The organism is Arthrobacter sp. NPDC092385, assembly GCF_044755105.1.
In the GTDB taxonomy this organism is placed as follows: domain Bacteria; phylum Actinomycetota; class Actinomycetes; order Actinomycetales; family Micrococcaceae; genus Arthrobacter_D.
This window is the reverse complement of sequence record NZ_JBIVQL010000003.1, coordinates 160,512-181,448: the sequence shown is the minus strand read 5'-3', so window position 1 is coordinate 181,448 and position 20,937 is coordinate 160,512. Positions and strand designations below refer to the sequence as shown.

The 20,937-nt window shown below is 68.9% G+C and carries 24 protein-coding genes; 15 read left to right on the top strand and 9 right to left on the bottom strand.

Annotation, left to right across the window (positions count from 1 at the left end):
• Positions 1 to 35: 35 nt before the first annotated feature.
• Positions 36 to 1,622 (top strand): LTA synthase family protein, encoded by a 1,587-nt coding sequence (locus tag ACIQCY_RS05895; RefSeq protein WP_400482960.1) that lies wholly within the window; start codon positions 36 to 38, stop codon positions 1,620 to 1,622.
• Between the two features lie 99 nt (positions 1,623 to 1,721).
• Here ACIQCY_RS05895 and ACIQCY_RS05890 read toward each other — a convergent pair whose 3' ends face one another.
• Positions 1,722 to 3,356: an alkaline phosphatase D family protein gene (locus ACIQCY_RS05890; protein ID WP_400482959.1), complete on the bottom strand. Its 1,635-nt coding sequence runs from the start codon at positions 3,354 to 3,356 to the stop codon at positions 1,722 to 1,724.
• Positions 3,357 to 3,541: 185 nt separating this feature from the next.
• Between ACIQCY_RS05890 and ACIQCY_RS05885 the strand changes: the two genes are divergently transcribed.
• Together ACIQCY_RS05885 and ACIQCY_RS05880 are read left to right on the top strand one after the other, a co-directional pair.
• Entirely contained in the window at positions 3,542 to 3,865 is a 324-nt protein-coding gene (locus ACIQCY_RS05885; protein WP_400482958.1) for an NIPSNAP family protein, read from the top strand.
• Positions 3,866 to 3,993: 128 nt separating this feature from the next.
• Complete coding sequence (locus ACIQCY_RS05880) at positions 3,994 to 4,440, top strand: excalibur calcium-binding domain-containing protein (RefSeq protein ID WP_400482957.1); 447 nt, start codon at positions 3,994 to 3,996, stop codon at positions 4,438 to 4,440.
• A gap of 69 nt (positions 4,441 to 4,509) precedes the next feature.
• On the opposite strand, the gene ACIQCY_RS05875 is transcribed toward ACIQCY_RS05880, so the two are convergent.
• The gene (locus ACIQCY_RS05875) at positions 4,510 to 4,935 is read right to left on the bottom strand and encodes a hypothetical protein (RefSeq protein ID WP_400482956.1); all 426 of its coding nucleotides are present in this window, start codon (positions 4,933 to 4,935) and stop codon (positions 4,510 to 4,512) included.
• Positions 4,936 to 5,119: 184 nt separating this feature from the next.
• On the opposite strand from ACIQCY_RS05875, the gene ACIQCY_RS05870 reads away from it, so the two are divergent.
• The 6 genes from ACIQCY_RS05870 to ACIQCY_RS05845 all read left to right on the top strand — a co-directional run bounded on the left by ACIQCY_RS05870 (position 5,120) and on the right by ACIQCY_RS05845 (position 11,068).
• The gene (locus tag ACIQCY_RS05870) at positions 5,120 to 6,208 is read left to right on the top strand and encodes an SDR family oxidoreductase (protein WP_400482955.1); all 1,089 of its coding nucleotides are present in this window, start codon (positions 5,120 to 5,122) and stop codon (positions 6,206 to 6,208) included.
• A gap of 145 nt (positions 6,209 to 6,353) precedes the next feature.
• The gene (locus tag ACIQCY_RS05865; RefSeq protein ID WP_400482954.1) at positions 6,354 to 7,232 is read left to right on the top strand and encodes a hypothetical protein; all 879 of its coding nucleotides are present in this window, start codon (positions 6,354 to 6,356) and stop codon (positions 7,230 to 7,232) included.
• A 188-nt stretch (positions 7,233 to 7,420) separates the two neighbouring features.
• Positions 7,421 to 8,350 (top strand): glycosidase, encoded by a 930-nt coding sequence (locus ACIQCY_RS05860; RefSeq protein WP_400482953.1) that lies wholly within the window; start codon positions 7,421 to 7,423, stop codon positions 8,348 to 8,350.
• A 367-nt stretch (positions 8,351 to 8,717) separates the two neighbouring features.
• Positions 8,718 to 9,674, top strand: coding sequence for a peptidase (locus tag ACIQCY_RS05855; RefSeq protein WP_400482952.1), 957 nt, complete (start codon positions 8,718 to 8,720; stop codon positions 9,672 to 9,674).
• A 38-nt stretch (positions 9,675 to 9,712) separates the two neighbouring features.
• Positions 9,713 to 10,432 (top strand): hypothetical protein, encoded by a 720-nt coding sequence (locus ACIQCY_RS05850; protein ID WP_400482951.1) that lies wholly within the window; start codon positions 9,713 to 9,715, stop codon positions 10,430 to 10,432.
• 90 nt (positions 10,433 to 10,522) lie between these two features.
• Positions 10,523 to 11,068 carry a heme-degrading domain-containing protein gene (locus ACIQCY_RS05845; RefSeq protein ID WP_400482950.1) on the top strand — a complete coding sequence of 182 codons (546 nt, stop codon included), beginning with the start codon at positions 10,523 to 10,525 and terminating at the stop codon, positions 11,066 to 11,068.
• 101 nt (positions 11,069 to 11,169) lie between these two features.
• On the opposite strand, the gene ACIQCY_RS05840 is transcribed toward ACIQCY_RS05845, so the two are convergent.
• Positions 11,170 to 11,823, bottom strand: coding sequence for an SDR family oxidoreductase (locus tag ACIQCY_RS05840; protein ID WP_400482949.1), 654 nt, complete (start codon positions 11,821 to 11,823; stop codon positions 11,170 to 11,172).
• A 172-nt stretch (positions 11,824 to 11,995) separates the two neighbouring features.
• On the opposite strand from ACIQCY_RS05840, the gene ACIQCY_RS05835 reads away from it, so the two are divergent.
• Genes ACIQCY_RS05835 through ACIQCY_RS05825 form a run of 3 tightly spaced genes read left to right on the top strand, consistent with a single transcriptional unit; the run spans position 11,996 to position 13,556 of the window.
• Positions 11,996 to 13,024, top strand: coding sequence for a GTP-binding protein (locus ACIQCY_RS05835; RefSeq protein ID WP_400482948.1), 1,029 nt, complete (start codon positions 11,996 to 11,998; stop codon positions 13,022 to 13,024).
• Between the two features lie 9 nt (positions 13,025 to 13,033).
• The gene (gene ykgO, locus ACIQCY_RS05830) at positions 13,034 to 13,156 is read left to right on the top strand and encodes a type B 50S ribosomal protein L36 (RefSeq protein ID WP_400482947.1); all 123 of its coding nucleotides are present in this window, start codon (positions 13,034 to 13,036) and stop codon (positions 13,154 to 13,156) included.
• Positions 13,157 to 13,160: 4 nt separating this feature from the next.
• Positions 13,161 to 13,556, top strand: coding sequence for a hypothetical protein (locus ACIQCY_RS05825; RefSeq protein WP_400482946.1), 396 nt, complete (start codon positions 13,161 to 13,163; stop codon positions 13,554 to 13,556).
• A gap of 81 nt (positions 13,557 to 13,637) precedes the next feature.
• Here the strand turns inward: ACIQCY_RS05825 and ACIQCY_RS05820 are convergent, their stop codons facing one another.
• The gene (locus tag ACIQCY_RS05820; protein ID WP_400482945.1) at positions 13,638 to 14,396 is read right to left on the bottom strand and encodes an SDR family NAD(P)-dependent oxidoreductase; all 759 of its coding nucleotides are present in this window, start codon (positions 14,394 to 14,396) and stop codon (positions 13,638 to 13,640) included.
• 137 nt (positions 14,397 to 14,533) lie between these two features.
• Between ACIQCY_RS05820 and ACIQCY_RS05815 the strand changes: the two genes are divergently transcribed.
• Positions 14,534 to 14,914, top strand: a complete 381-nt coding sequence (locus ACIQCY_RS05815) for an STAS/SEC14 domain-containing protein (RefSeq protein WP_400482944.1) — start codon at positions 14,534 to 14,536, stop codon at positions 14,912 to 14,914.
• Positions 14,915 to 14,976: 62 nt separating this feature from the next.
• On the top strand, positions 14,977 to 15,288 hold the full coding sequence (locus ACIQCY_RS05810) for a GNAT family N-acetyltransferase (RefSeq protein ID WP_400482943.1): 312 nt from the start codon (positions 14,977 to 14,979) through the stop codon (positions 15,286 to 15,288).
• Here ACIQCY_RS05810 and ACIQCY_RS05805 read toward each other — a convergent pair.
• The gene (locus ACIQCY_RS05805; protein WP_400482942.1) at positions 15,285 to 15,863 is read right to left on the bottom strand and encodes a TetR/AcrR family transcriptional regulator; all 579 of its coding nucleotides are present in this window, start codon (positions 15,861 to 15,863) and stop codon (positions 15,285 to 15,287) included. The two genes, ACIQCY_RS05810 and ACIQCY_RS05805, sit on opposite strands and share 4 nt — an antisense overlap.
• Positions 15,864 to 15,958: 95 nt before the next feature.
• On the opposite strand from ACIQCY_RS05805, the gene ACIQCY_RS05800 reads away from it, so the two are divergent.
• Positions 15,959 to 16,792 (top strand): alpha/beta fold hydrolase, encoded by an 834-nt coding sequence (locus tag ACIQCY_RS05800; protein ID WP_400482941.1) that lies wholly within the window; start codon positions 15,959 to 15,961, stop codon positions 16,790 to 16,792.
• A gap of 58 nt (positions 16,793 to 16,850) precedes the next feature.
• Here ACIQCY_RS05800 and ACIQCY_RS05795 read toward each other — a convergent pair whose 3' ends face one another.
• The 4 genes from ACIQCY_RS05795 to ACIQCY_RS05780 all read right to left on the bottom strand — a co-directional run bounded on the left by ACIQCY_RS05795 (position 16,851) and on the right by ACIQCY_RS05780 (position 20,933).
• Entirely contained in the window at positions 16,851 to 17,612 is a 762-nt protein-coding gene (locus ACIQCY_RS05795; protein WP_400482940.1) for an SDR family NAD(P)-dependent oxidoreductase, read from the bottom strand.
• Positions 17,613 to 17,681: 69 nt separating this feature from the next.
• Positions 17,682 to 18,683, bottom strand: a complete 1,002-nt coding sequence (locus tag ACIQCY_RS05790) for an acetamidase/formamidase family protein (RefSeq protein WP_400482939.1) — start codon at positions 18,681 to 18,683, stop codon at positions 17,682 to 17,684.
• A gap of 93 nt (positions 18,684 to 18,776) precedes the next feature.
• Positions 18,777 to 19,958 carry an NAD(P)/FAD-dependent oxidoreductase gene (locus tag ACIQCY_RS05785; RefSeq protein WP_400482938.1) on the bottom strand — a complete coding sequence of 394 codons (1,182 nt, stop codon included), beginning with the start codon at positions 19,956 to 19,958 and terminating at the stop codon, positions 18,777 to 18,779.
• Positions 19,959 to 20,198: 240 nt separating this feature from the next.
• On the bottom strand, positions 20,199 to 20,933 hold the full coding sequence (locus ACIQCY_RS05780) for a glutamine amidotransferase (RefSeq protein ID WP_400482937.1): 735 nt from the start codon (positions 20,931 to 20,933) through the stop codon (positions 20,199 to 20,201).
• Positions 20,934 to 20,937: the final 4 nt, after the last annotated feature.

The window sequence follows — 20,937 nt, the reverse complement described above, 5'->3', positions numbered from 1 at the left end:
ATCACCCTCGGGCACCTCAAAAGTGAGGCAGCGCCATGTCCGACCGGATTCTGCACGTGCTCCGACGAGTGGCTGTCGTCGTGGGCTACGTCCTGGTCTACGTCCTGGTCTGGATGGGCCTCGCTTTGCTCATCGCGGCCGCCGGCATCCGCTACTACTGGGGCGAGATCTCCGTCGGTCAGATGCTCTCGAACCTCGTGTCCGTGGAGATCGACGGTGGGGGCGGCTCCATCATCTGGGTGGGCATCCTCGGAATCGGGGTCGCTCCGGTGCTCATCACTGCCGCGATCGCAGCGGCCCACTTTGTCAGGCGCCGCAACCGTCGCCACTCCGGCGACGACGTGCGCCCACCTCGCACGACGTGGTTCGCACGATCCATTGCAACGGCCCTGGTGGGTGCGGTGGTCATCGGTGGCACCACCGCCTTCGCCACCACGGTGGGCGTGGGCAACTACATCAGGGCTGCGAACTCCGACTTCGACCTCGGCGACTACTACGTGGAGCCCACCATCACCAGCGACGAGAACGCACGCAACCTGGTGCTGATCTACCTCGAGTCCGGCGAAGCCACACTCGAGGACGACCAGCTCTTCGAGAAGGACGCCTTCACTCCCCTGAAGGACGTCACCAGGGCTTCGGAGGGCTGGCAGAACGTGGAGAACCTCCAGCAGTACACGGGTGGGGGCTGGACCATCGCGGGCATCAGCGGGACGGAGTGCGGCGTCCCGCTGAAGGGTACCGGCTCCGCCGCAGGCGCAGCCCCCTCCAACGACCTCGGCAGCGACACCCCCACCTACCTGGGCGGACTGACCTGCGCGGGTGATGTCCTCGAAGAACACGGATACACCAACGTGTTCCTCGGCGGTGCCAACTCCTCCTTCGCCGCAAAGGAGTCCTTCCTGCGCAGCCACGGCTACTCCGAGGTGAAAGGCCTCGCGGACTGGCGTGCCGCCGGCGAGCCGGAGGAGAACTTCCGCAGCGACTGGGGCCTGAGCGACGAACGTCTCATGGACCATGCCAAGGACAGGATCGATGAGCTGCACGCCGAAGCGAAGAGAACCGGTCGGCCCTTCAACCTTTCCATGCTGACCCTGGACACCCACGAGCCGGCGTATGTCTTCGACTACTGCTCGGTGGACACCGAGCACGACATCACGTCGGTGTTCTCGTGCTCGATGGCCCAGGTCGCAGGATTCGTGAACCATATGAAGGACAGGGGCTACCTCGACGACACCGCCGTCGTGATCATGGGCGATCACCTCAAGCACATGCCCGCAGGTGACCCTTTCCACGAGCAGCTGGACAACCACCCGAACCGCACCATCTTCAACCGGATCTGGGTTCCTGGCGGAGACGGCGCCGGCACTCTGCGCCCCCGCTTGGACCAGCTGAGCATGTACCCGACCATCCTGGAAGCCGCCGGTCTGACGTTGAAGGACGGTGCGGCAGGGTTGGGCGTGTCAGCCTTCGCCACGAGATTCCCGAACGGTTCTGCGCAGGCGATGGACACCGGCCCCTACAACGAACTGCTGGAAGCGCTCTCGCTGGAGTTCTACGCAGACGCCTGGGCTGTCGAGGACGCGGAGCGGAACGCAGCCGGCACGACTCCCCCGACGCGGTAGCACTACTCCTCCACGCGGACTGCCACCTCGCAGTGCGAGCCAGTGCGAGCCAGTGCGAGCCAGTGCGAGCCAGTGCGAGCCAGTGCGAGCCAGTGCGAACTACGCCCGCGTCACCTTCTGCGTCCCCGCGAGCACCTGGAAGGACTGCGACAGGCCGGCGGTGGCCGCCGGGTCCGTCCGGTCCGACAGCACGTACCAGTCCATCCGCACCCCCTGCGGGCGCACCTCGAGCACCGAGTAGCCGTGGGAGTCGAAGTCGAGGTACTTCACGTGCGGGTTGTTCGTCCGGAACCGCGCCTCGACGGACAGCGACGCGGTCCGCGGCGGCACCCCGAGGATGTCGTCCAGGTTGTCGCTCGTCACCGAGGTGCAGACCAGCTCGGTCCCGACCGACGCACCCGTCGTCGGGTACGTGGCCCGATCCGCCGGCAGGTCGCACGCCCAGCCAGAGTGGATGTCACCGGTCAGGAACACGATGTCGGTGATCCCGTTGTCGCCGAGGTGCCTCAGCACGCGCGACTGGTCGGCGGTATACCCGTCCCACTGGTCGATGTTGTAGGGCACGCCGTCGAGCGTCGCGGTGCCCATCAGTTTCTCCATGCCCTCCACTGCTGCGGTCGGGAGCGCGGGCGGGAAGAGGATGGGCGTGATCATGACGGGATTCCCGACGAGCTTCCACTGGGCCTGCTGCGTCGACAGCCCGTCGAGGAGCCACTCCATCTGCGCCTCGCCCGTGATGCTGCGGTCGGGGCTGCCGATGGCCGGGTCCGTGGTCGACGGGGCCTGCTGGTCGCGGTAGGAGCGGAGGTCGAGCATCGAGATGCTCGCCAGCGATCCGAAACTCAGCCGTCGGTAGAGCTGCCCGCCGGCCTCGTACCGCACCGGCATCCACTCGGCGTAGGCCTGCATCGCGGCCGCCCGACGGTCCGCCCACGCGCCCTCCACTCCCTCCGTGTGGTTCTCGGCGCCACCGGACCACGCGTCGTTCGTCGACTCGTGATCGTCCCACGTCACCACGAAGGGAACAGCGGCATGCAGGGCCTGCAGGTCGGCGTCCTCCTTGTACTGGGCGTGCCGGCGTCGGTAGTGCTCGAGGGTCGTCATCTCCACGGCCGGGTCATGGGGACGGACGACGACGTCGCGCGCCTGGTACTCGCCGGGCGCGTACTCGTAGAGGTAGTCGCCGAGGTGCAGCACGAGGTCGAGGTCATCGCGTGCTGCCAGGTGCCGGTAGGAGGAGAACCACCCCGCCTGGAGGTTGGCGCAGGACACGACGCCGACCCGCAGGAGATCGACGGCGGCGCCCTCCGCGGGAGCCGTGCGGGTCCGGCCGATCGGCGACTGGTCCTTGCCGTTCGTGAACCGGTACCAGTAGCTCGTGGCCGGCTGCAGCCCCCGCACGTCGACCTTCACGGTGTGGTCCCGTTCGGGGCCGGTCTTCGTGGTGCCACGCGCCACGACCCGCCGGAAGTCCGCCGTCGTCGACACCTCCCAGCGGACCGGCACGGCCGGGCCCTTGCCCGAACCGGGCACCACGTCCCTGCCGGGTGTGACCCTGGTCCACAGCAGGACGCCGTCCGGCAGCGGATCGCCAGAGGCGACGCCATGGGCGAAGGTGCCGGTGGTGGCCGCGGCGGGGCTGTTGCGTGCGGTGGCGACAGGGGTCACGGCGGCACCGGCGACGGCGAGGGTGCCGGCAGCGGTCAGGACGGTACGGCGGGTCAGGGAGGTCATACGCCGATTACACCCTGACGAAATGCCTCATCGGTGGCCTCAGGCACGTTCCTGGCACAGAATTCGCCCGACGTTCACCCGTTCGGCGCCGAGCCAAGGGAGCCGCGGGCTGCACGGCTCCGTGCGGGCAGAGGCTGCCCGGGCCTAGGCTGATCCTGAAGCCGCCTCACGCACCCAGGAGAACCATGACCTACGAACTACGCACCTACACCGCCAACCCCGGCAGGATGGACGCCCTGATGGCCCGCTTCCGGGACAACACCATCAACCTGTTCATCGAGCACAACATGAAGAGCCTGGGCTACTGGACGCCTGTGGGCACCGACGACGTCCTCGTCTACATCCTCGAACACGACGGCGATCCGACGGCGAACTGGGCGGCGTTCGCCGCGGACCAGCGGTGGATCGACGCGAAGGCGGCATCCGAGGCCGACGGCGCCCTGACGGCGAAGATCGAGTCCGTGATGCTCGAGGGCACGGACCTGTACCCGATCGCCGACACGAAGTAGTTCCGCGTGCGGTAGGGCAGTTAGTTGCGCCGCGCAACCTGATCCTTGATCGGGGACTTCTCCGCCGCACCCTTCCCCTGAGCCGTACGGTCGGACGACCATCCCTTCCGAGGTCTCAGGAGTTCTCCATGAAAAAGCTTTCCATCGCACTGGCTACATCGGCTGTCGCCGGTGTCTCCCTGCTCTCGGCGTCGCCGGCCCTCGCCGTCGGCCTGCCGTTCAACAACTGCACGGAAGCCGCCAACGCCGGCGTCTACAACATCCCGGCGGGAACACCCGGCTATCAGCTCGGCCTCGATGCGGACAAGGACGGATTCGGCTGCGACGCAGCCGGCAACCCGCCCTACGACGCGTCGATCGTGGACCGGATCGTCGCGGAGAACACCGTCGTCGTCACCCCGCCCGTCGCTCCGCAGCCTCCGCAGATGAGGCAGATGCCGGTCGGCGGCGCCGACACCGGCGTGGCCCAGACGCCCAAGGGCGACGACGCCGGTGCCCTCGCGCTCGGCGGCGGGTTGGTGCTCGCGGTGCTCGGCGGCGCCTACGTGGTCCGGCGCCGGGTAGCCGCGAACTAGCTCGGCCGCCCGACGACGGCGCCCGGCACGGTCTCCGTGCCGGGCATCGTTGTGCGCTGCTTCGTTCAGCTAGGGCTCTTTCGGCGTCCGCCGGTCCCGCCACGCGCCGGTGGACCACAGCGCCCACAGCACCAGCACGGGCTGGAAGAACAGGCGGGCGAGCCGAGCGCCGTCGGTGTCGAGCCCGAAGGCGCTCACGCCGTCGACGTACTGGGCGATGTTGCCCGGGAAGATCGCGACGAAGAACGCCGCCACCACCCAGCCGACCGGGACGCGGTACCGGCCGGGGAACACCAGCGCGGCGCCGAGCAGCAGTTCGACGACGCCGGACACAACGACCACGAGATCCGCGCCCAGCGGCAGCCACGATGGAACCTGCGCGGCGAACTCGGACCGCGCCACCGTCAGGTGGGCGGTGCCGGCGAAGACGAGAAAGGCTCCGAGCACCACGCGGGCGATCCTTCGGGGCAGCGAGGTGCGGGCGAGAGGCATCATCCGGCGGAGCCTAGCACCGGACCTGCACCCTGATCCGCCTGATACACCAGATCCCGACCCGCGCGCATCCCGGCTGCTCGCCGTCTCCTCGGCCGTCGTCATCGATAGGGTTGACGCTGACCCTGGAAGCCGGACCGCGATGAGGACTGCCGGCCCTGGTCGACCACCCTCGAAGGAGCTCACCATGACCGATGCCCAGACAGAACCGACCACAGCGGGAAACTCCCCCGTCGTCCTGGTTGCCGGCGCCGGTGGGGTCATCGGCCGGCACGCAGCGGACGAATACCTCAGCCGTGGGGCGCGGGTCCGCGGGCTGAGCCGCCGGCCGGTCACCGGAGCCCAGTGGGAGCACCTGCCCGTGGACCTGCTCGACCGGGAAGCAGCACGGACCGGACTGGAGAGCGCTCGGGACACCACCCACCTGGTCTTCGGCGCCTACATCGAGCGGCCCACGACCGCGGAGCAGATCGAGGTCAACAGCGCCCTGCTCGCCAACACCCTGCAGGGTCTGGAAGAAGCCGGCGCGCCGCTGCGCCACGTCACCCTGTACCAGGGTGGAAAGGCTTACGGCGCGCACCTGGGCTACTTCAACACCCCCGCGAAGGAACGGGACCCGCGGCTGATCCAGCCCAACTTCTACTACGAGCAGGAGGACATCCTCCGCGCTGCCGCAGCGAAGCACGGCTTCGACGCCACCATGCTGCGGCCGGAGGGTGTGGTGGGGTACGCCGTCGGCAACCCGATGAACATCCTCATGGTCATCGCCGTGTACGCGAGCATCTGCCGGGAACTGGGCCAGCCCCTGCGGTTCCCCGGCACCCACGCCGCCTACGACGCGCTCTACCAGGTGACCGACGCCTCACTTCTGGCCCGGGCGACCGTCTGGGCAGGGGCGGAACCACGAGCGGCCGGGGAGGTCTACAACATCACCAACGGTGACCAGATCCGGTGGCGCCAGCTGTGGCCGATCTTCGCCCGTCACTTCCAGATGGACTACGCCGAACCGCAGCCCGTCCTGCTCGCCGAGGCAATGCCCCAGCACCAGGACCTCTGGCAGCAGATGGTGACGGAATACGACCTCGTTCAGACCCCGTACCAGGACCTCGCCGGCTGGGCCTTCGGCGACTTCCTTTTCCGCTCGGGCTTCGACAACGTCACGTCGACCATCAAGGCCCGGCAGCACGGGTTCGCCGACTGCCTCGACACCGAGGACAGGTTCCTCGACCTCTTCGACCGACTGGCCTCCAACAAGGTCATCCCGCCGTTGGTCTGACCGACCGGGCAAGTAGCCCGCACGGGAATTCGAGTATTCACCCGTATCTCCTCCCGCCCGGGCTTCTCCTACTGTTGCAATCAGCCGCCGCGCGCGGTGGAGCGGCCCCATGAGGAGCAGCCGCCCGTGAACTGGGGAGATATCCATGAAGAAGTCCGTACTTGCTGCTGCCTTTGCCGCCGGCCTTGCCGGCGCAGTGTTCGTCGCGCCTGCGGCGTCCGCCGCGAACACCCTGTCGGTGTGCGAGACGGGCTGCGCCTACCCGACCCTGCAGTCCGCCGTCGATGCAGCGCAGCCCGGCGACACCATCCACCTCCAGGGCAACCTCACGGTCGCGGGCACCACGACCGTGCACAAGGACGTCACCATCACGGGTACGGCCGGCGTGACGGTGACACAGACCGCGTCTGCTGTCACTTTCCTGATGTCCGCCCCGGGCTCGAGCCTCAGCGGTCTGACCGTGACGAGCGATGCGCCGTACCCCAGGGAATTCGTCCAGATCGGCGCGAATGACGTCACCGTCGAAGGCTCCACCATCTCCGGCCCGGCGCAGGCCCTGCCCATGAGCGGTTGGGTAGGCAACCGCGCCGTCGTCACGCAGGGCGGCATCAGCGGCCTCTCAATGACGGGCAACACCTTCCACTCGCTGCGCAGCGGGGCGTACCTCAACCCGAACGGCTCAGGGACCATCGCCGGCAACACGGTGTACAACACCAAGGGCGACTTCCTCATCGACAACGCGGACTTCACCTTCGAGGACAACCGGCGCGGACCGGCAGCGCAACCCAGCGAATGGGGCTTCGTCGTCTTCGCCACGACCTCCCCGGACCGCTACCCGTCCATGCCCGCCCTCAGTTCCGCCAACAACAACATGTCCGCCTGGGATCAGCGGACCAACGAGAAGGTCGTCGCACCGCAGACGGCCGAGAACTGCAAGGACGGAGGTTGGTCGACGTACTCGTCCCCCGCTTTCCGTAACCAGGGCCAGTGCATCAAGCTCGTCACGGTCACCGCAGGGAGCTGACCCCTTCCCGGTGCCGGTGTCCGTCATTCGGTGGAACCCAGCACAGGGAACCGCCCGCCTCCGATAACATCAGTGTGCTGTCATCCGCAGCCCTAGCATCCGTGACCCGGCCTGGGTAGTAATACGCCTCAGGCTATTTCTTCCCCGAAAGGGCAGGAGCACGGTGATGATGGACCGCAGCCAATCGCATGAACACCACGAAGGAGACCGCCATTAGCCCCCGGAATCGCACCAACGCCCGACTGCGCACCACCCTCGCCCTGCTGGCCGACCACCAGGCGTCCGGCACCGTCGTCGCGCCCAGCGAGCTGTTGTCGCAGGCCGTGGCCGAGGAGCCCTTCGACGACAAGGAAGCCGAGCTCCTCGCCGGCGGCGTCCCCCGCGGCTACAAGGCCCTGACGACGGCGACGGCGAAGCTCGTGAAGGCCGGCTGGCTCGTGAAGGGCCGCAGCGGCTGGACCGCCACCGAGGAAGGCGTCCGGGCCGTCAAGGCCTTCACCGATCCCGACCAGTTCGTCAACGCCATGATCAGTGGAGCCCCGGTGCCGGAACAGGTCGACGCGCCGCCGCACGCACCGCAGGCGCCCGAGCAGCTGGGCGAGGAGTCGCAGGCCGACCAGGCCGAGGATTCCGCCCCCGAGACGGCCGAGACGTCCGAGGTCTCGGAGACGATGGCCGACCTGGCGCCGTCCGATGCCGCCTCCTCGTCGACGGCCGAGGATCCCACTCCCCCGGAAGTCCCGGCGACCCTCGAGGTGTCCGACACCGCGCCCGAGCACGCCCCGTCCGACACCCCCGCCGACGAAGCGTGGCAGGACCAGCCGCAGTCGGTCGCCCTCTCCGGCGACTTCGACCCGCTGTTCGGCGAGGCAGGCCACTGGAGCACGGACCTGCGCGAGTTGCAGTTCGTCTGGGAGCCGACGGAGAACGCCTGGAAGCAGACCCACCAGCTGCCCGCCGGAACCTACCAGTTCAAGATCCTCGTCAACGGTTCGTGGGACGAGAACTACGGCCGGTTCGGCGTGCGCGACGGCGACAACCACGAGCTGCACCTGCTCTCCGACACCTCGGTGACCTTCCGGTTCGACTACGCCTCGAAGGACATCGAGACCTCCTAGGTCCACCCGATCGTCGGCCCCGCCCGCTGGTATTTTCACCGGGAGGCGGGGCCGTCGTCGTTCCCGCCTTTTGTGACATGCAGTGCGTGTCACGGCGGAACATGCCCGGTTGAGCGCACCTGTGAAGACACGGACCAGGAACGACGGCGAGTGCCGCTGCGGCTTCCTGCACGCGCTTCGGCGGAAAAGTGCGCGTCGATCGGCGACACGCCGAGAAACCGGGCTATCCGCCGGCGAAGCCCGCACGCGAAGCCGCACCCGTCAGTCTTCGCGCAGCTTTGCCAGAGGATTCCTCCGCGAGCAGTGGACGTGCAGCAGGATGGAGCGGGATCGTCGCTACGGGGGAAGTGCAGGGCACATGGGGGCAATGGATCGCGAGTGGTACCACGAGGGCCGCGACGCGCGACTGGAGGCAGTGCGCCGGTCGCCGTCGGGCCGTATTCCGCAGTGGTCCCTCGACGAGGCCCTCGGCCGGCCCGCCGCTCCGCAGCCCTGGCGCGCACCGGCGAAGGGGAACAGGCGCCGGGTGGGCCCGCGCCGCAGGCTGCGCCTCGGAATCGTGGGGGCCCTCGCACTCGTCGCTCTCCTCTACCTGACCCCGACCCTGTTCGACCGCTTCGTGCTGCCCGTCGCCCTGCCTCACCTGCCCGGCGCCGACGTGCCGCCCCGCGGCGTCGAAGCCGGCGACGTCCCGCTCGGCATTCCGCCGGCGGCACCGGCCTCGACGGCGTACAGACTGCTCGACTCGCCGGTCGAGTCGCAGGAATGGGTGGCCTACGACCCCTGCCGTCCCGTGCACTACGTCGTCCGCCCGAACGGTGCACCCGTGGGGTCGGAGGGCCTGGTCCAGGAGGCCGTCGCCGAGGTATCTGCCGCCACCGGCCTGCAGTTCATCGACGACGGCACCACCACGGAAGCGCCCAGCGAGGATCGCGACCTGTACCAGCCGGAGCTGTACGGGAAGACCTGGGTGCCCGTGCTCATCACCTGGACGAGCCCGGCCGAGATACCGGAGCTGGTGGGGGACGTCGCCGGACTCGGCGGGAGCGACTATGCCCAGACGCCCGGAAAGCCGCTCGTCTACGTGGGCGGGCAGGTCCAGCTCGACGCACCGGACGCCGTCGAGACCCTCCTCTTCCCGGACGGCCGCGCCTACCTCAGGGCGATCATCATGCACGAACTCGCGCACGTCGTCGGGCTCGACCACGTCGATGATCCCGGCGAGCTCCTCTACGAGAGGAACGTCGGAGTGACCTCGTTCGGCGACGGCGATCGCGCCGGCCTCGCACTCCTCGGCACCGGTCCCTGCGTGCCCGAACTCTGACCTTGACCCCTCCACCGCCCGCTCCCTAGCGTGAGTCCATGACCTCCCCGGATATCAGGTTCTACTTCGATCCCGTCTGCCCGTTCGCGTGGATGACCAGCAAGTGGGTACGGATGGTCGCCCGGCAGCGCGACTACGCCGTGGAGTGGCGCTTCATCTCGCTGCGTCTGCTCAACAGTTCCATCGACTACGACGCCCACTTCCCCGCCGGCTACGAGGCCGGCCACACCGCGGGGCTCCGCCTGCTCCGCGTCGCCGCGCGGACCCGCGAGGAGCACGGGCCCGACGCCGTCGGCCGTCTGTACGAGCGGCTCGGTACCCGGATCTTCGACACACGCAAGGACGACTCCGACGGCGGACACCGCGGCACTGCCGAGTTCCTGCTGCCGATCCTCGCCGAGCTCGGACTGCCTCAAGCACTCGCCGAGGCACTGGAGGAGACCTCTCGGGACGCCGTCATCCAGACGGAGACCGATGAGGCGCTCTCACTGACGGGCAAGGATGTCGGCACGCCGATCATCCACTTCGATCCGCCGGAGGGGGTCGCCTTCTTCGGTCCCGTCATCAGCCGCCTGCCCGGCCCGGGCGAGGCCGCGGAGCTGTGGGATCACGTCGTCGGGTTGGCGCGCTTCCCCGGGTTCGCCGAACTCAAGCGGAGCCTGCGGGAACGCCCGCAGTTGCGCAGCTTCGGGGTCGACGACGGCGAAGCGGGCCTGCAGGAGGACTGGCACGGCGGGAGCCGGCGTACCAAGAAGTAGGACGAAGAGGCGTGATTCTAGTGCAAACGTCGATCTGCTAAACAACCGAAGTAGATTCCGTCGAACGACTCGACCACGTAGATTTATCCAATGAGCAATGATGCCGCCACCAGGATCCTCGTCCCGTACGACCCGGACGGGGGGAACGACCAGCCCGCCGAAGCGCTGGAGGCGCTCATAGCGAGTGTCGAGGCCGAGGTCGCCGAGCTCCAGTTCACCCGCTTCACCAATGACGACGCCGTGGCCCTCGGGCAGCTCCTCGTCCAGCTCGGCGTCGGGCGGAACCTGCCGATCGCCGTGAGCATCTGCAAGCCGAACCACATCCTATTCCGAGCTGCGCTCGAGGGCGCCACCCCCGACAACGACTACTGGCTCGATGCGAAGAGCCGGACTGCTGCCCGCTACCTCGTGCCGTCCCTCCTCGTCGGCCTGCGCGGGCGGCGCAACGGCGGCCGCGCCGAGGACAACCCGATGTTCGACGCCTCGACGCACGCGGCCCACGGCGGCTCGTTCCCGCTGTACATCCGCGGCGTGGGTCCCGTCGCCACCGTGACGGTGTCCGGGCTGCCGCAGCTCGAGGACCACAAGCTCGTGGTCGAGGCCCTGCGCACGTTCCACGCCGCCGAGGGCCTGTAGCCCCGGGCAGAGCGGTGCTCGCGCGCCGTCCTCACCGGTACGGCGGGACGCGAAAGAGAGGCGACACCCCTGGGGGCGTCGCCTCTCTCGTCGAACGAGTACTACAGGGCGGTCTCGATGGCCTCCGCGACCGGGGTCTCGCCGGAGTTGAACTGGATGGTCTTGTCCACGGTGCCGAGGTTGCCGAGGACGACGGCGGCCACGAGGGCTACGTCCTCACGCGGCACGGAATCCCGCTGCGGCTTGTCCGAGACCTCGATCATCCCCGTCCCGGGATCGGTGGTCAGGGCGCCGGGGCCGAGGATGGTCCAGGCGAGTTCGGAGTTGCGCAGGTGCTCGTCGGCCGCGGCCTTGGCTTCGGCGTAGTGGAAGAACCCGTTGTCCTCGGGCACGCCGTGGTCCTTGCGGGCACCGAGGTAGGACACCATGACGTACCGGCCCACCGATGCCTCCTGCGCGGCGTCCATCGAGCGGATCGCTGCGTCCCGGTCCACGTCATAGGTGGCCTCGGGGCTGCTGCCGCCGGCACCGGCGGACCAGACGACGGCGTCGTGCCCACGGAAGAGGTCCGCCATCTGCTCCACCGACAGGTCGGCGAGGTCTGCGACCACGGGAGTCGCACCCGCCTGCTCGACGTCGCCGGCGTGGTCCGGGTTGCGGAAGATCGAGCTGACCTGGTGGCCCTGGCTGGTCAGGATCTTGGTGAGGTGCAGCGCTACTTTGCCGTGCCCACCGATGATGGCTACGCGTGACATGGGAACTCCTTCTGGTCGGTCGGATCTCTTGGTCTCGACGCTAGTCCCCGGCTGCGGATGCCGGCCACCCGCCAGAAGGTGTTCCGCCCCCAGCGCAGCCCTATTCCCGGTTCGGCCCGGACATGCACAGGACCCGTTTTATATTTGAGAATGATTCTCATATAGTAGGGTCATGCACCTCGTCATCATCACGTCCCTGGACGCGCTCAGTCGCAACAACGCCGCCTCGCTGCTGGCGGGGCGCTCTCCCGGCACCCCCGTGGTCCTGCACGACCTCCTCGACGGTGGGCTGGTCACGCGCCGGATCCACCTCGGCGAGCAGCTGATCGAGCGCGAGTCGACGATGCTCGAACACGGGTGCCTGAGCTGCACGGTGCGGTTCGACCTCGCACCCGCCCTCCTGCGTCTGGCGCGGGACGGCGCCGACCGTGCGGTCGTCGCACTGCCGCCGGGCACGACGGCGGAGAACGCGATCGACGGGCTCCACGCCACAGCGCCAGGGGCCTTCACCGTCGGGACGGTTGCGTTCGCCCTGCGTCCCGAAGACGTGGAGGACCAGGTGTGGGACCACCACACCCTCTTCGCGTCCGGCTACACCGCCGTGCCGGAGGATTCGCGAACGCCCGGTGAGTTCGTGATGGGCGAATTACTGTTCGCCGACACAGTTCTGGCCACCACCAGCGATGTACTGCCGAGCGACGCCGTCCTCGCCGCCAGGGGCCGCCAGCTCATCGGCGAACTCGCTCCCCACGCTCCCCTCTCGCCGATCGGGGACGCCACTCTCGGCACGCACGACTACGCGTCTGCCCAGGCGCGGAGCCGCCCCGGGGTGGTCCTGATGCCGGCTGCCCCCTCGGCGCCCTTCCGCACCGTCGAGCATCGGATTGCGAGACCGCTGCACCCGCAGCGCTTCCGGACAGCCCTCGGCGCCATCGCCGAAGGCTGCTGCTTCGTCCGAGGCAGCGTGTGGATCGCCGGCATGCCGGACACCCGGATCGCCGTCCACGGCGTGGGCCCGCGCATCTCCCTGGGCAACGGCGGCACCTGGACCAAGCACGGCGAGTGGTGCCGGGGCACGCACCTCGCCCTCACCGGAGACGAACTCGACGACGACGACATCACGCGCCTGCTCGACGCCTGCGCCCTCACGGACGAGGAACTGGGCTCGTCGGCCACACTCCAGCAATCCACCCACAACTGAAGGAGCACCATGAAAGTCCGCAACTCCCTCCGCTCACTGAAGAAGGTCCCCGGAGCTCAGATCGTCCGGCGCCGCGGGAAGACCTTCGTCATCAACAAGAAGAACCCGCGCATGAAGGCGCGCCAGGGCTAGCGCCATGGGCGGCAGCAACGCACCAGGGCAACCGGGCGGCGTCGTCATCGCCCTCTGCGCGGGCCATCGGTGCGCCGCACTCACCAGGACACGGCGCGACGGCGGTCTCGCGGCCGCCGTCGCCCGCTCCTCCGGCGGCATGCTCATCTCGGCGCCCTGCCTCCAGCGATGCGCGGAGGGTGCTGTCGGCGCCGTCGCCCTCAGCGCCGGTACGGCCGATTCCACGGGACCGTCCGTCTGGCTCGGCGGGCTGGAGTCCGCAGGCCGCCTGGAAGCCCTCCGCCGCTGGGTGGAACACTGGCACCCCGGGGCCGAGCGCGCCCACGAGCTCCCCGACGACCTGCGCGATGCCGTCCTCGGAATCGGCCCACCCATTCGGCTGACACCCGCCATGAGGTAACGCCCTGATGGAAGGTCGCCGCGGCGCGCCTGTTCGACTGCACCCGCTCGCGTCGAGCGACAGGGCCGTTCGATGCGAGGGCTACCGCAGGTACGACGCGCCGTTGGCGTCGACCACGGTGCCGCTGACCCACAGCGGCGCCTCCGTGGCGAGCCACGCGACGGCCTGCGCGACGTCCGCCGGCGTCGCCACGCGGTTGAACGGGCTCTGCGCCCGGACGGCGTCGCCATCCGGGCCATCGAGCACCGACCTCCCCATGTCCGTCTCCACGAAGCCCGGCGCGACGGCGGCCGCGAGGATGCCGTGTGGCGCGAGCGCGACGGCGAGGGACTGGGTCATGGAGTGCAGCGCGGCCTTGCTGGCCCCATAGGCGGGAGTGAGCGGCTCGCCGCGATAGGCGCCGCGTGATCCGACGCTGACGAGGCGCCCGCCCTCCGGTCCTGACGGGCGGTCGAGGAGATGGCGGGCCACGAGCCAGGCCAGGTTCGCCGGGCCGAGCAGGTTGACGTCGAGCGTGCGGCGCCAGGCCTGCTGCCAGTCCTCGAAGCTGGTCGTGCCGACGGGATGCGCCTCGAAGATGCCGGCGTTGTTCACCAGCACGTCGATGCCTCCGAGTTCCCGGACCGTCTCGTCGACGATGCGCCGGCACGCCCCGGCGTCGCCGACATCCCCTACGACGACCGCGTGGCCGGCGCCGGGAAGGGTAGCTCGGACCGCCTCTGCCGCCGCAGCGTCACGGCCCGCATGCACGCCGACGCGGTGCCCCCGCCCTGCGAGGTCGTGGGCTATGGCGGCACCGATCCCCCGGCTCGCCCCTGTCACCAGAATGCTCAACGTCATGGAGCATGACGCTACCTCCTCGATGACCGCAGCGGACCACGCGTGCCGGGGGTGGACTACACGTGAATTCTGGGAGACCGCCTTGCTAGGCTGTCAAATCACTGACCATGGCCATGCCCTTCCGGTAAAGGACTCTGATGGACCCATTCACCACGGACTTCGACATGGGGATCCTGAGGCTCACGTGGAGGCGGGGCGTCGAGATCACCCATGCGAACGGGGTCGCCGCCGCCCGCGCCCTGGCCGAATTCCACGGTCCCGCGGCACTGCCGCTCCTGGTCCACATGCACGGCATCGCCGGCGTCACGCCCGAGGCACGCGTGGGCATGGCCGCCTACCGAGGTTTCTCCAAGGTGGCACTCGTGGGTGAGGACGCCGTCGACGAGGTGATGTCCGGCTTCTCCCACCGGTCCCCCACCGTCACCCGCTACTTCACTTCCGAGGCCGAGGCGCTCGCGTGGCTGGCGGACACCAGCCCGGCCGAGCAGAGCGCACTGCCCGCAACCCAGCACGACTGAGGCTGCGCGGGGGCGCCAGGCTCCCGTTGACCCTTCTCCGCACGGGGTGCCACAGTGACAGGATGAGCACCGAGAACACGGATAGCACCGGGAACACCGGAGTCCAGGTCAGCAACAACGAGGCGAAGAGCCGCTACGTCGCAATGCTCGACGGCGACGAGGCCGGCATCGCGGCCTACGAGCGCTCGGGCGACACGATCGTCTTCACGCACACCGTGGTGGACGAGGAGGTCGAGGGCCACGGTGTGGGCAGCACCCTGATCCGGCATGCGCTCGACGACGCCCGCGGACAGCACCTCACGGTGGTGCCGCAGTGCGAGTTCGTGGCGGCCTTCATCGAGGACCACCCCGAATACCGGGACCTCGTGGGCTAGGCTGCGCCGCGGGCCCGCCCGCCCAGTGCCGCATCGATCAGCACCTCGGCGGCACGCCGGGCCTGACCCGCCGCCTCGGGCGTCCCCGCGATCGCCGCCGTGGTCTGCGCTCCCTCCGCGAGGATCGAGAGCTGCGGTGCGAGGTAGGCCGGCGCGCCGGCGTCCGCCGCGAGCTGCCCGACGTACTCCTGGAAGGATGCCTTGTGCTCCCGGGCGTAGTCCGCCACCTCGTGGCTGACGGCGCCCAGCTCCGCGAAGCTGTTGATGAACCCGCACCCGCGGAAGGAATCCTCGCCGAACCACTGGGCGAGGAAGTCGAAGATCGCCAGGAGCCGATCCCGTGGCGTCCCGGCCTGGCGGACCCTCGCATCGAGGCCCTCCGTCCAGGACGCGTGCCGCCGCTCGAGGACTGCCATCACGATGCTGCTCTTCGAGGGGAACTCCTGGTAGAGCTTCTTGAGCGAGACGCCCGCCGCGGCGCGCAGCTCGTCCATGCCGACCACCTGGATCCCCTTCGCGTTGTACAGCTCGTCGGCGGTCTCGACGATGCGGGTGCGGGCCTCGGAAAAACTCATGCAGCCATGCTACTTGAAAAGAGAACGATCGTTCTATACGCTGTGGGAACCGAGAGAGAACGAACGTTCTCTCCCTTCGAGACAAGGACATGGTCATGGGTTTCATCAAGGTCGGTACGGAGAACACCACGGACATCGAGCTCTACTACGAGGACCACGGCACGGGCCAGCCCGTCGTCCTGATCCACGGCTATCCCCTCGACGGCGGCTCCTGGGAGAAGCAGACCGCTGCCCTCCTGAACGCCGGTTACCGCGTCATCACCTACGACCGCCGCGGCTTCGGCAAATCCAGCAAGCCCACCACCGGCTATGACTACGACACCTTCGCCGCCGACCTCAACACCGTCCTCGAGACCCTCGACCTCAGCGACGTCGTGCTCGTCGGATTCTCGATGGGCACCGGTGAGGTTGGCCGCTACATCGGCACCTACGGCGAAGCCCGCGTAGCGAAGGCCGCCTTCCTCGCCTCGCTGGAACCGTTCCTCCTCCAGACCGACGACAACCCCGCCGGCGTCCCCTCCACGGTGTTCGACGGCATCCGCAGCGCCGCGATCGAGGACCGCTACGCCTGGTTCACGAACTTCTACAACGACTTCTTCAACACCGACAACTTCCTCGGCAACCGCCTCAGCGAGGAAGCCCTGCGCAACGCCTGGAACGTGGCCGCCGGCTCCTCCTGGTACGCATCCTTCGCCGTCGTCGATACCTGGCTGACCGACTTCCGCTCCGACGTCGAGAAGGTGACCGTCCCGGCCCTGATCGTCCACGGCACCGACGACCGCATCCTCCCGATCGACTCAACCGGCCGGGAGTTCGCCAAGCGCCTGCCCTCCGCCGAGTATGTGGAGATCGACGACGCACCGCACGGCATGCTCTGGACGCACGGCGCCGAGATCAACGAGGTCCTGCTCGGCTTCCTCGCCAAGTAGCACCAGGTGACGCGGGGCACCGGACTCCCGGCGCCCCGCGTCACCGTGGCGGTCACTCCTAGAACTGGATACCGCGGGTGAGACCGCCGTCGATCAGGAAGTTCGCTCCCGTGGTGCGGCTGGAGCGAGGGCTGGCGAGGAAGACGACGGCGTCCGCCACCTCCTGCGGCGTGCCCATGCGGCCGGTCGGGTTGAGGCCCATCGCCGTGGAGAACAACTCCGGGTTCCCGCCCTCGATGCCCTCCCAGACGCCGCCCTCGTGATAGGTGTTGCCCGGCGAGACGGTGTTGGCCCTAATGCCCTGCCCTGCGAGCTGGAACGCCAGTCCCGCCATATAGGCGATGAGCGCGGACTTCACGGTTCCGTAGGGCCCTGAGGCGAAGTCCACCTCGCGCCCGGAGACGCTGGAGATCGCGGTGATCGACGGCGTCGAACTCCGCGCGAGATGTGGGAGCGACGCCTTCACGAGGCGCACCGTTCCCAGAAGGTCGACGCGCAGGCCGGCTTCCCAGTTCTCCTCGGTGTCGTCGATGGCCAGGGCGCTGACGTTGCTGACAACGGCGTCGATGCCACCGAACTCCGAGGCCACGGTCTCCACCCAGGCTGCGACAGCCGGGCCGTCACCGACGTCGAGGACGTACCCCGTGACCCGCGCCGGGGAGGAGGCGAACGCCGCCTCGGTCGCCGCCACCTCCACGGCATTCCGCGCGCAGAACGCCACGTTCGCTCCTTCCTGGACGAACGACTCGACGATGGCGCGGCCGATACCCTTCGTGCCGCCGGTCACGAGGGCAGTGGTGCCGTCGAGGTGCAGGTCCATTGGGGTCCTTTCGTCAGAAGTCGGTTATCGAGCGAAGTCCGGCGCCGCGGGGCGGTGCCTCGAGTGGATTCAGTGGAGCTCGGCGCCCTGTCGCCGGAGGTGCGCGTGGAGTCCGCCGTAGGCGTCGACGGCGGGGAAGAGCGCCTTCGGCGCCTTCACCACCACGCTGTAGTTGGCGTCGACGGCGTTGGCGATCGGGGCGAGCGCCGTCTGCGTCAGGAGCTGGTAGGCGTCGAGCCGATGGAGCCCGAAGAGATCGCCGAACCACCGGACCATCTCCAGCTGGCCGATGCGCCACGAATCCTCCATGGGACGCGAGGATCCGACCGCCATCCAGTGGTAGTCCGTCTCGAGCCGCGGCCACGCCGGAGCGCCGCCCTTGATGAGTTCGACGATGATGGTGGAGTGCATGGCGCCCTCGACGGCGGTGCCGCACGCCTCGCCCTCACCCTGCCGGTAGTGTCCGTCGCCGACGGAGAAGAGGGCGCCCTCCACGTTCACGCCGAGGTAGACGGTGGTGCCGGGCTTCACGTCGGGCGCGTCCATGTTCCCGCCGAACCGCTCGGGAACCAGGGCCGAGCGCACCTCGCCGCCGGGCGGGGCGACACCGACGGTGCCGAGCATCGGCTCGAGCGGGAGCGCGACCTCGAAGTCCCCGAGCCGGGACTGGAAGCCGACCGTCCGGCGCTCGGTGTCGACGTCGTAGATCCAGGTGATGTCCGGCAGGGGCTCCTGCAGCGTGGCGGTGCGGTCCGTGCTGGTGAGCCCGCCGAAGAACGGGATGGTGGCCGAGGCCCCGTACGAGCGCGCCGGCGTGAGGTCCACGATGTGCAGCGCGAGGGTGTCCCCCGGCTCGGCGCCCTCCACGTGGAACGGGCCGGTCTGCGGGTTGATGAAGTTCAGGTCCACCTTCTCGCCCGACACGTCCTCGATGGAGGTGAGCGCATTGTTGAACGCGTCCTCGGACCAGAGCTTCAGCGCCGTGCCGGGCTGGACGGTCAGCACGGGGGCGCTGCCGCCGAAGGTGTACACGAGTTGGTCACGCCGGGGGTGGTACTCGATGATCTCCATGACCGGATGCTACGGGGCGCCTCCCGACCGGACAAGGTCCAGAACCGTCCGAGGACCGTGTGCACCGGGGGCGGCTGTGGCGTCCCCCTGCGCTCAGGCGCGGCCCTTCAGGATGAGGTTCCAGTAGACCTTCGGCAGCACGATGCGCTCCGCGACGAACGTCAGCCTCCGCTCGCGTGCGAGGTTGTTCCAGCCCGGCACGGTGGGCATCGGCGCGTACTTGTCGTCGAACTCGGAGAACACCACGGTATTGCGGCTGACCACGAAGGGGCAGGCCGAATAGTGGTTGTACTCGGCGGTGGGCTTCTTGCCCTTGAGCACGGCCTTGAGGTTCTTGGCGAGCACCTTCGTCTGCATGCGCAGCGCCGCACCCGATTTCGAGTTCAGCGTCGACGCCGCGTCGCCCAGGGACCAGACCGTGGGGAAGCGCGTGTGCCGCAGGATGACGGGGTCCACCTCGACGAATCCCCCGCGGTTACCCGGCGCCGGGAGGTCCGTGGTCTTCAGCCACTCCGGCGCGGACTGCGGCGGCACGGCGTGGAGGACGTCGTACCCGAGGGTCTCGTCCGCTCCGGTTCCGGTGTTCACCAGGCTGACCGTCCTGCCCTCGGGATCGACGGCTGCGAGCTCGGTACTGTACCGGACCTCGATTCCGTACTCCTCGATCTTCCGGTTCAGCTCCTCATCGATGATCTCCATGCCGAAGATCGTGGGCGTGGAGACGGCGAGGACCACCCGGATGTCCTCGAGCACTCCCTGCCGCCGCCAGTAGTCGCACGCCAGGTACATGGGTTTCTGGGCCGCACCGTCGCAGGAGGCGGGTCCGGGCGGCTGCGTGAACACCACGGTGCCGCCGGTCATGGTGCGGAAGAGCTTCCAGGCCTTCGGAGCGAGCTCGTACTCGTAGTTCGACGCTCCGTACGGCCCCTCCATCGCCTCCTTCAGGCCCGGGATGGCCGTCCAGTCGTTCTGGATCCCGGGACAGACGACGAGGTGGTCGTAGGTGACCGCCGAACCCGACTCCAGCAGCACCGTCCTGGAGCTGGTGCTGACATCGGTGGCCTTGTCCTGGATCCAGGTGACACCCTTGGGCATCACCGCGGACTGCAGCCGGACGGCCTCGAGGGCATCGGCGGTCCCCCCGGCGATATGCGAGAACAGGGGCTGGTAGAAATGGCGGCTCCGGGGCTCGATCACCGCGATGTCCTTCATGCGGTACCGGCGAAGGCGCCCGGCGAGTGACACGCCGGCGTTGCCACCGCCGATGATAAGCACCTGATAGTGGCGCTTCTCGCCGGGGGCGGGGATGACGGGGACCGTGCGGCCTGCCGGTGCGGTGCTCGTGCTGGAACGGATGACAGCTACCTCTTCTGAGTCGCCCTGCGCGGCCTGTCCTTCGACAGTACCGCCCGGCGCCGACACTGGACAGGGAGCCCAGGAATCAATGCCTCGGGCAGCCGACGGGGCGACCGCCCGCACGACGCCGGCGCGCCGGTGCCGCGACCGCGGCGCCCGTCAGTCCCGCGCGTACCGCGTGACGAACGCGCGCAGGATGGCTTCGGGCTGGTCCACCACCGAGGCGCGGGCCCGCTCGATGTACTCGTCGGCCTGCTCGGGCGGGAAGTACCCTGCGTGGCGGTAGGTGCTGATGCGCCCCACGAGCGCCTCGACGTCGAGCTCGGGGTGGAACTGCGTGGCGTACACGTTCTCCCCCACGCGGAACATCTGCACGGGGCAGGTTGCCGACGAGGCCAGCAGCACGGCCGATCCCGGCAGCGCCCTGCACGCCTCCTTGTGTCCCACGTAGGCGGCGAACGACGGCGGCAGGGCGGCGAGCAGCGGATCGGCGGCGCCGTCCGGAGTCAGCGTGACCTCGACGGCGCCGATCGGTTCCGCGTACGTGGTGTCGATGACGGCGCCCTGGTGCCGCCCGAGGGTGCCGACCCCGTAACAGGCGCCGAAGAAGGGAAAGTCCTGCTCGACCACGCGGTCGAGCAGCGAGGCGAGCTCGCCCTCGACCCTCCGCTGCACCGCACTCTTCGACTCCTCCGGATCCGACGAGTTGAAGGGGCTGCCGCCGAGGAAGATCCCCGAGTAATCGGCGAGGTCGAGCTCGGGCAGCGGCTCCGCTTCCAGCCGGATGCGCCGCAGCTCACCCTCGGCGAGGCCACCGTAGCGCAGGAAGCTCGCGTACTCGGCGTCGGCCGCGTAGTTCTCGGCGCGGGTGGCCAGGAGGAGGAACGGTTTCACCCCT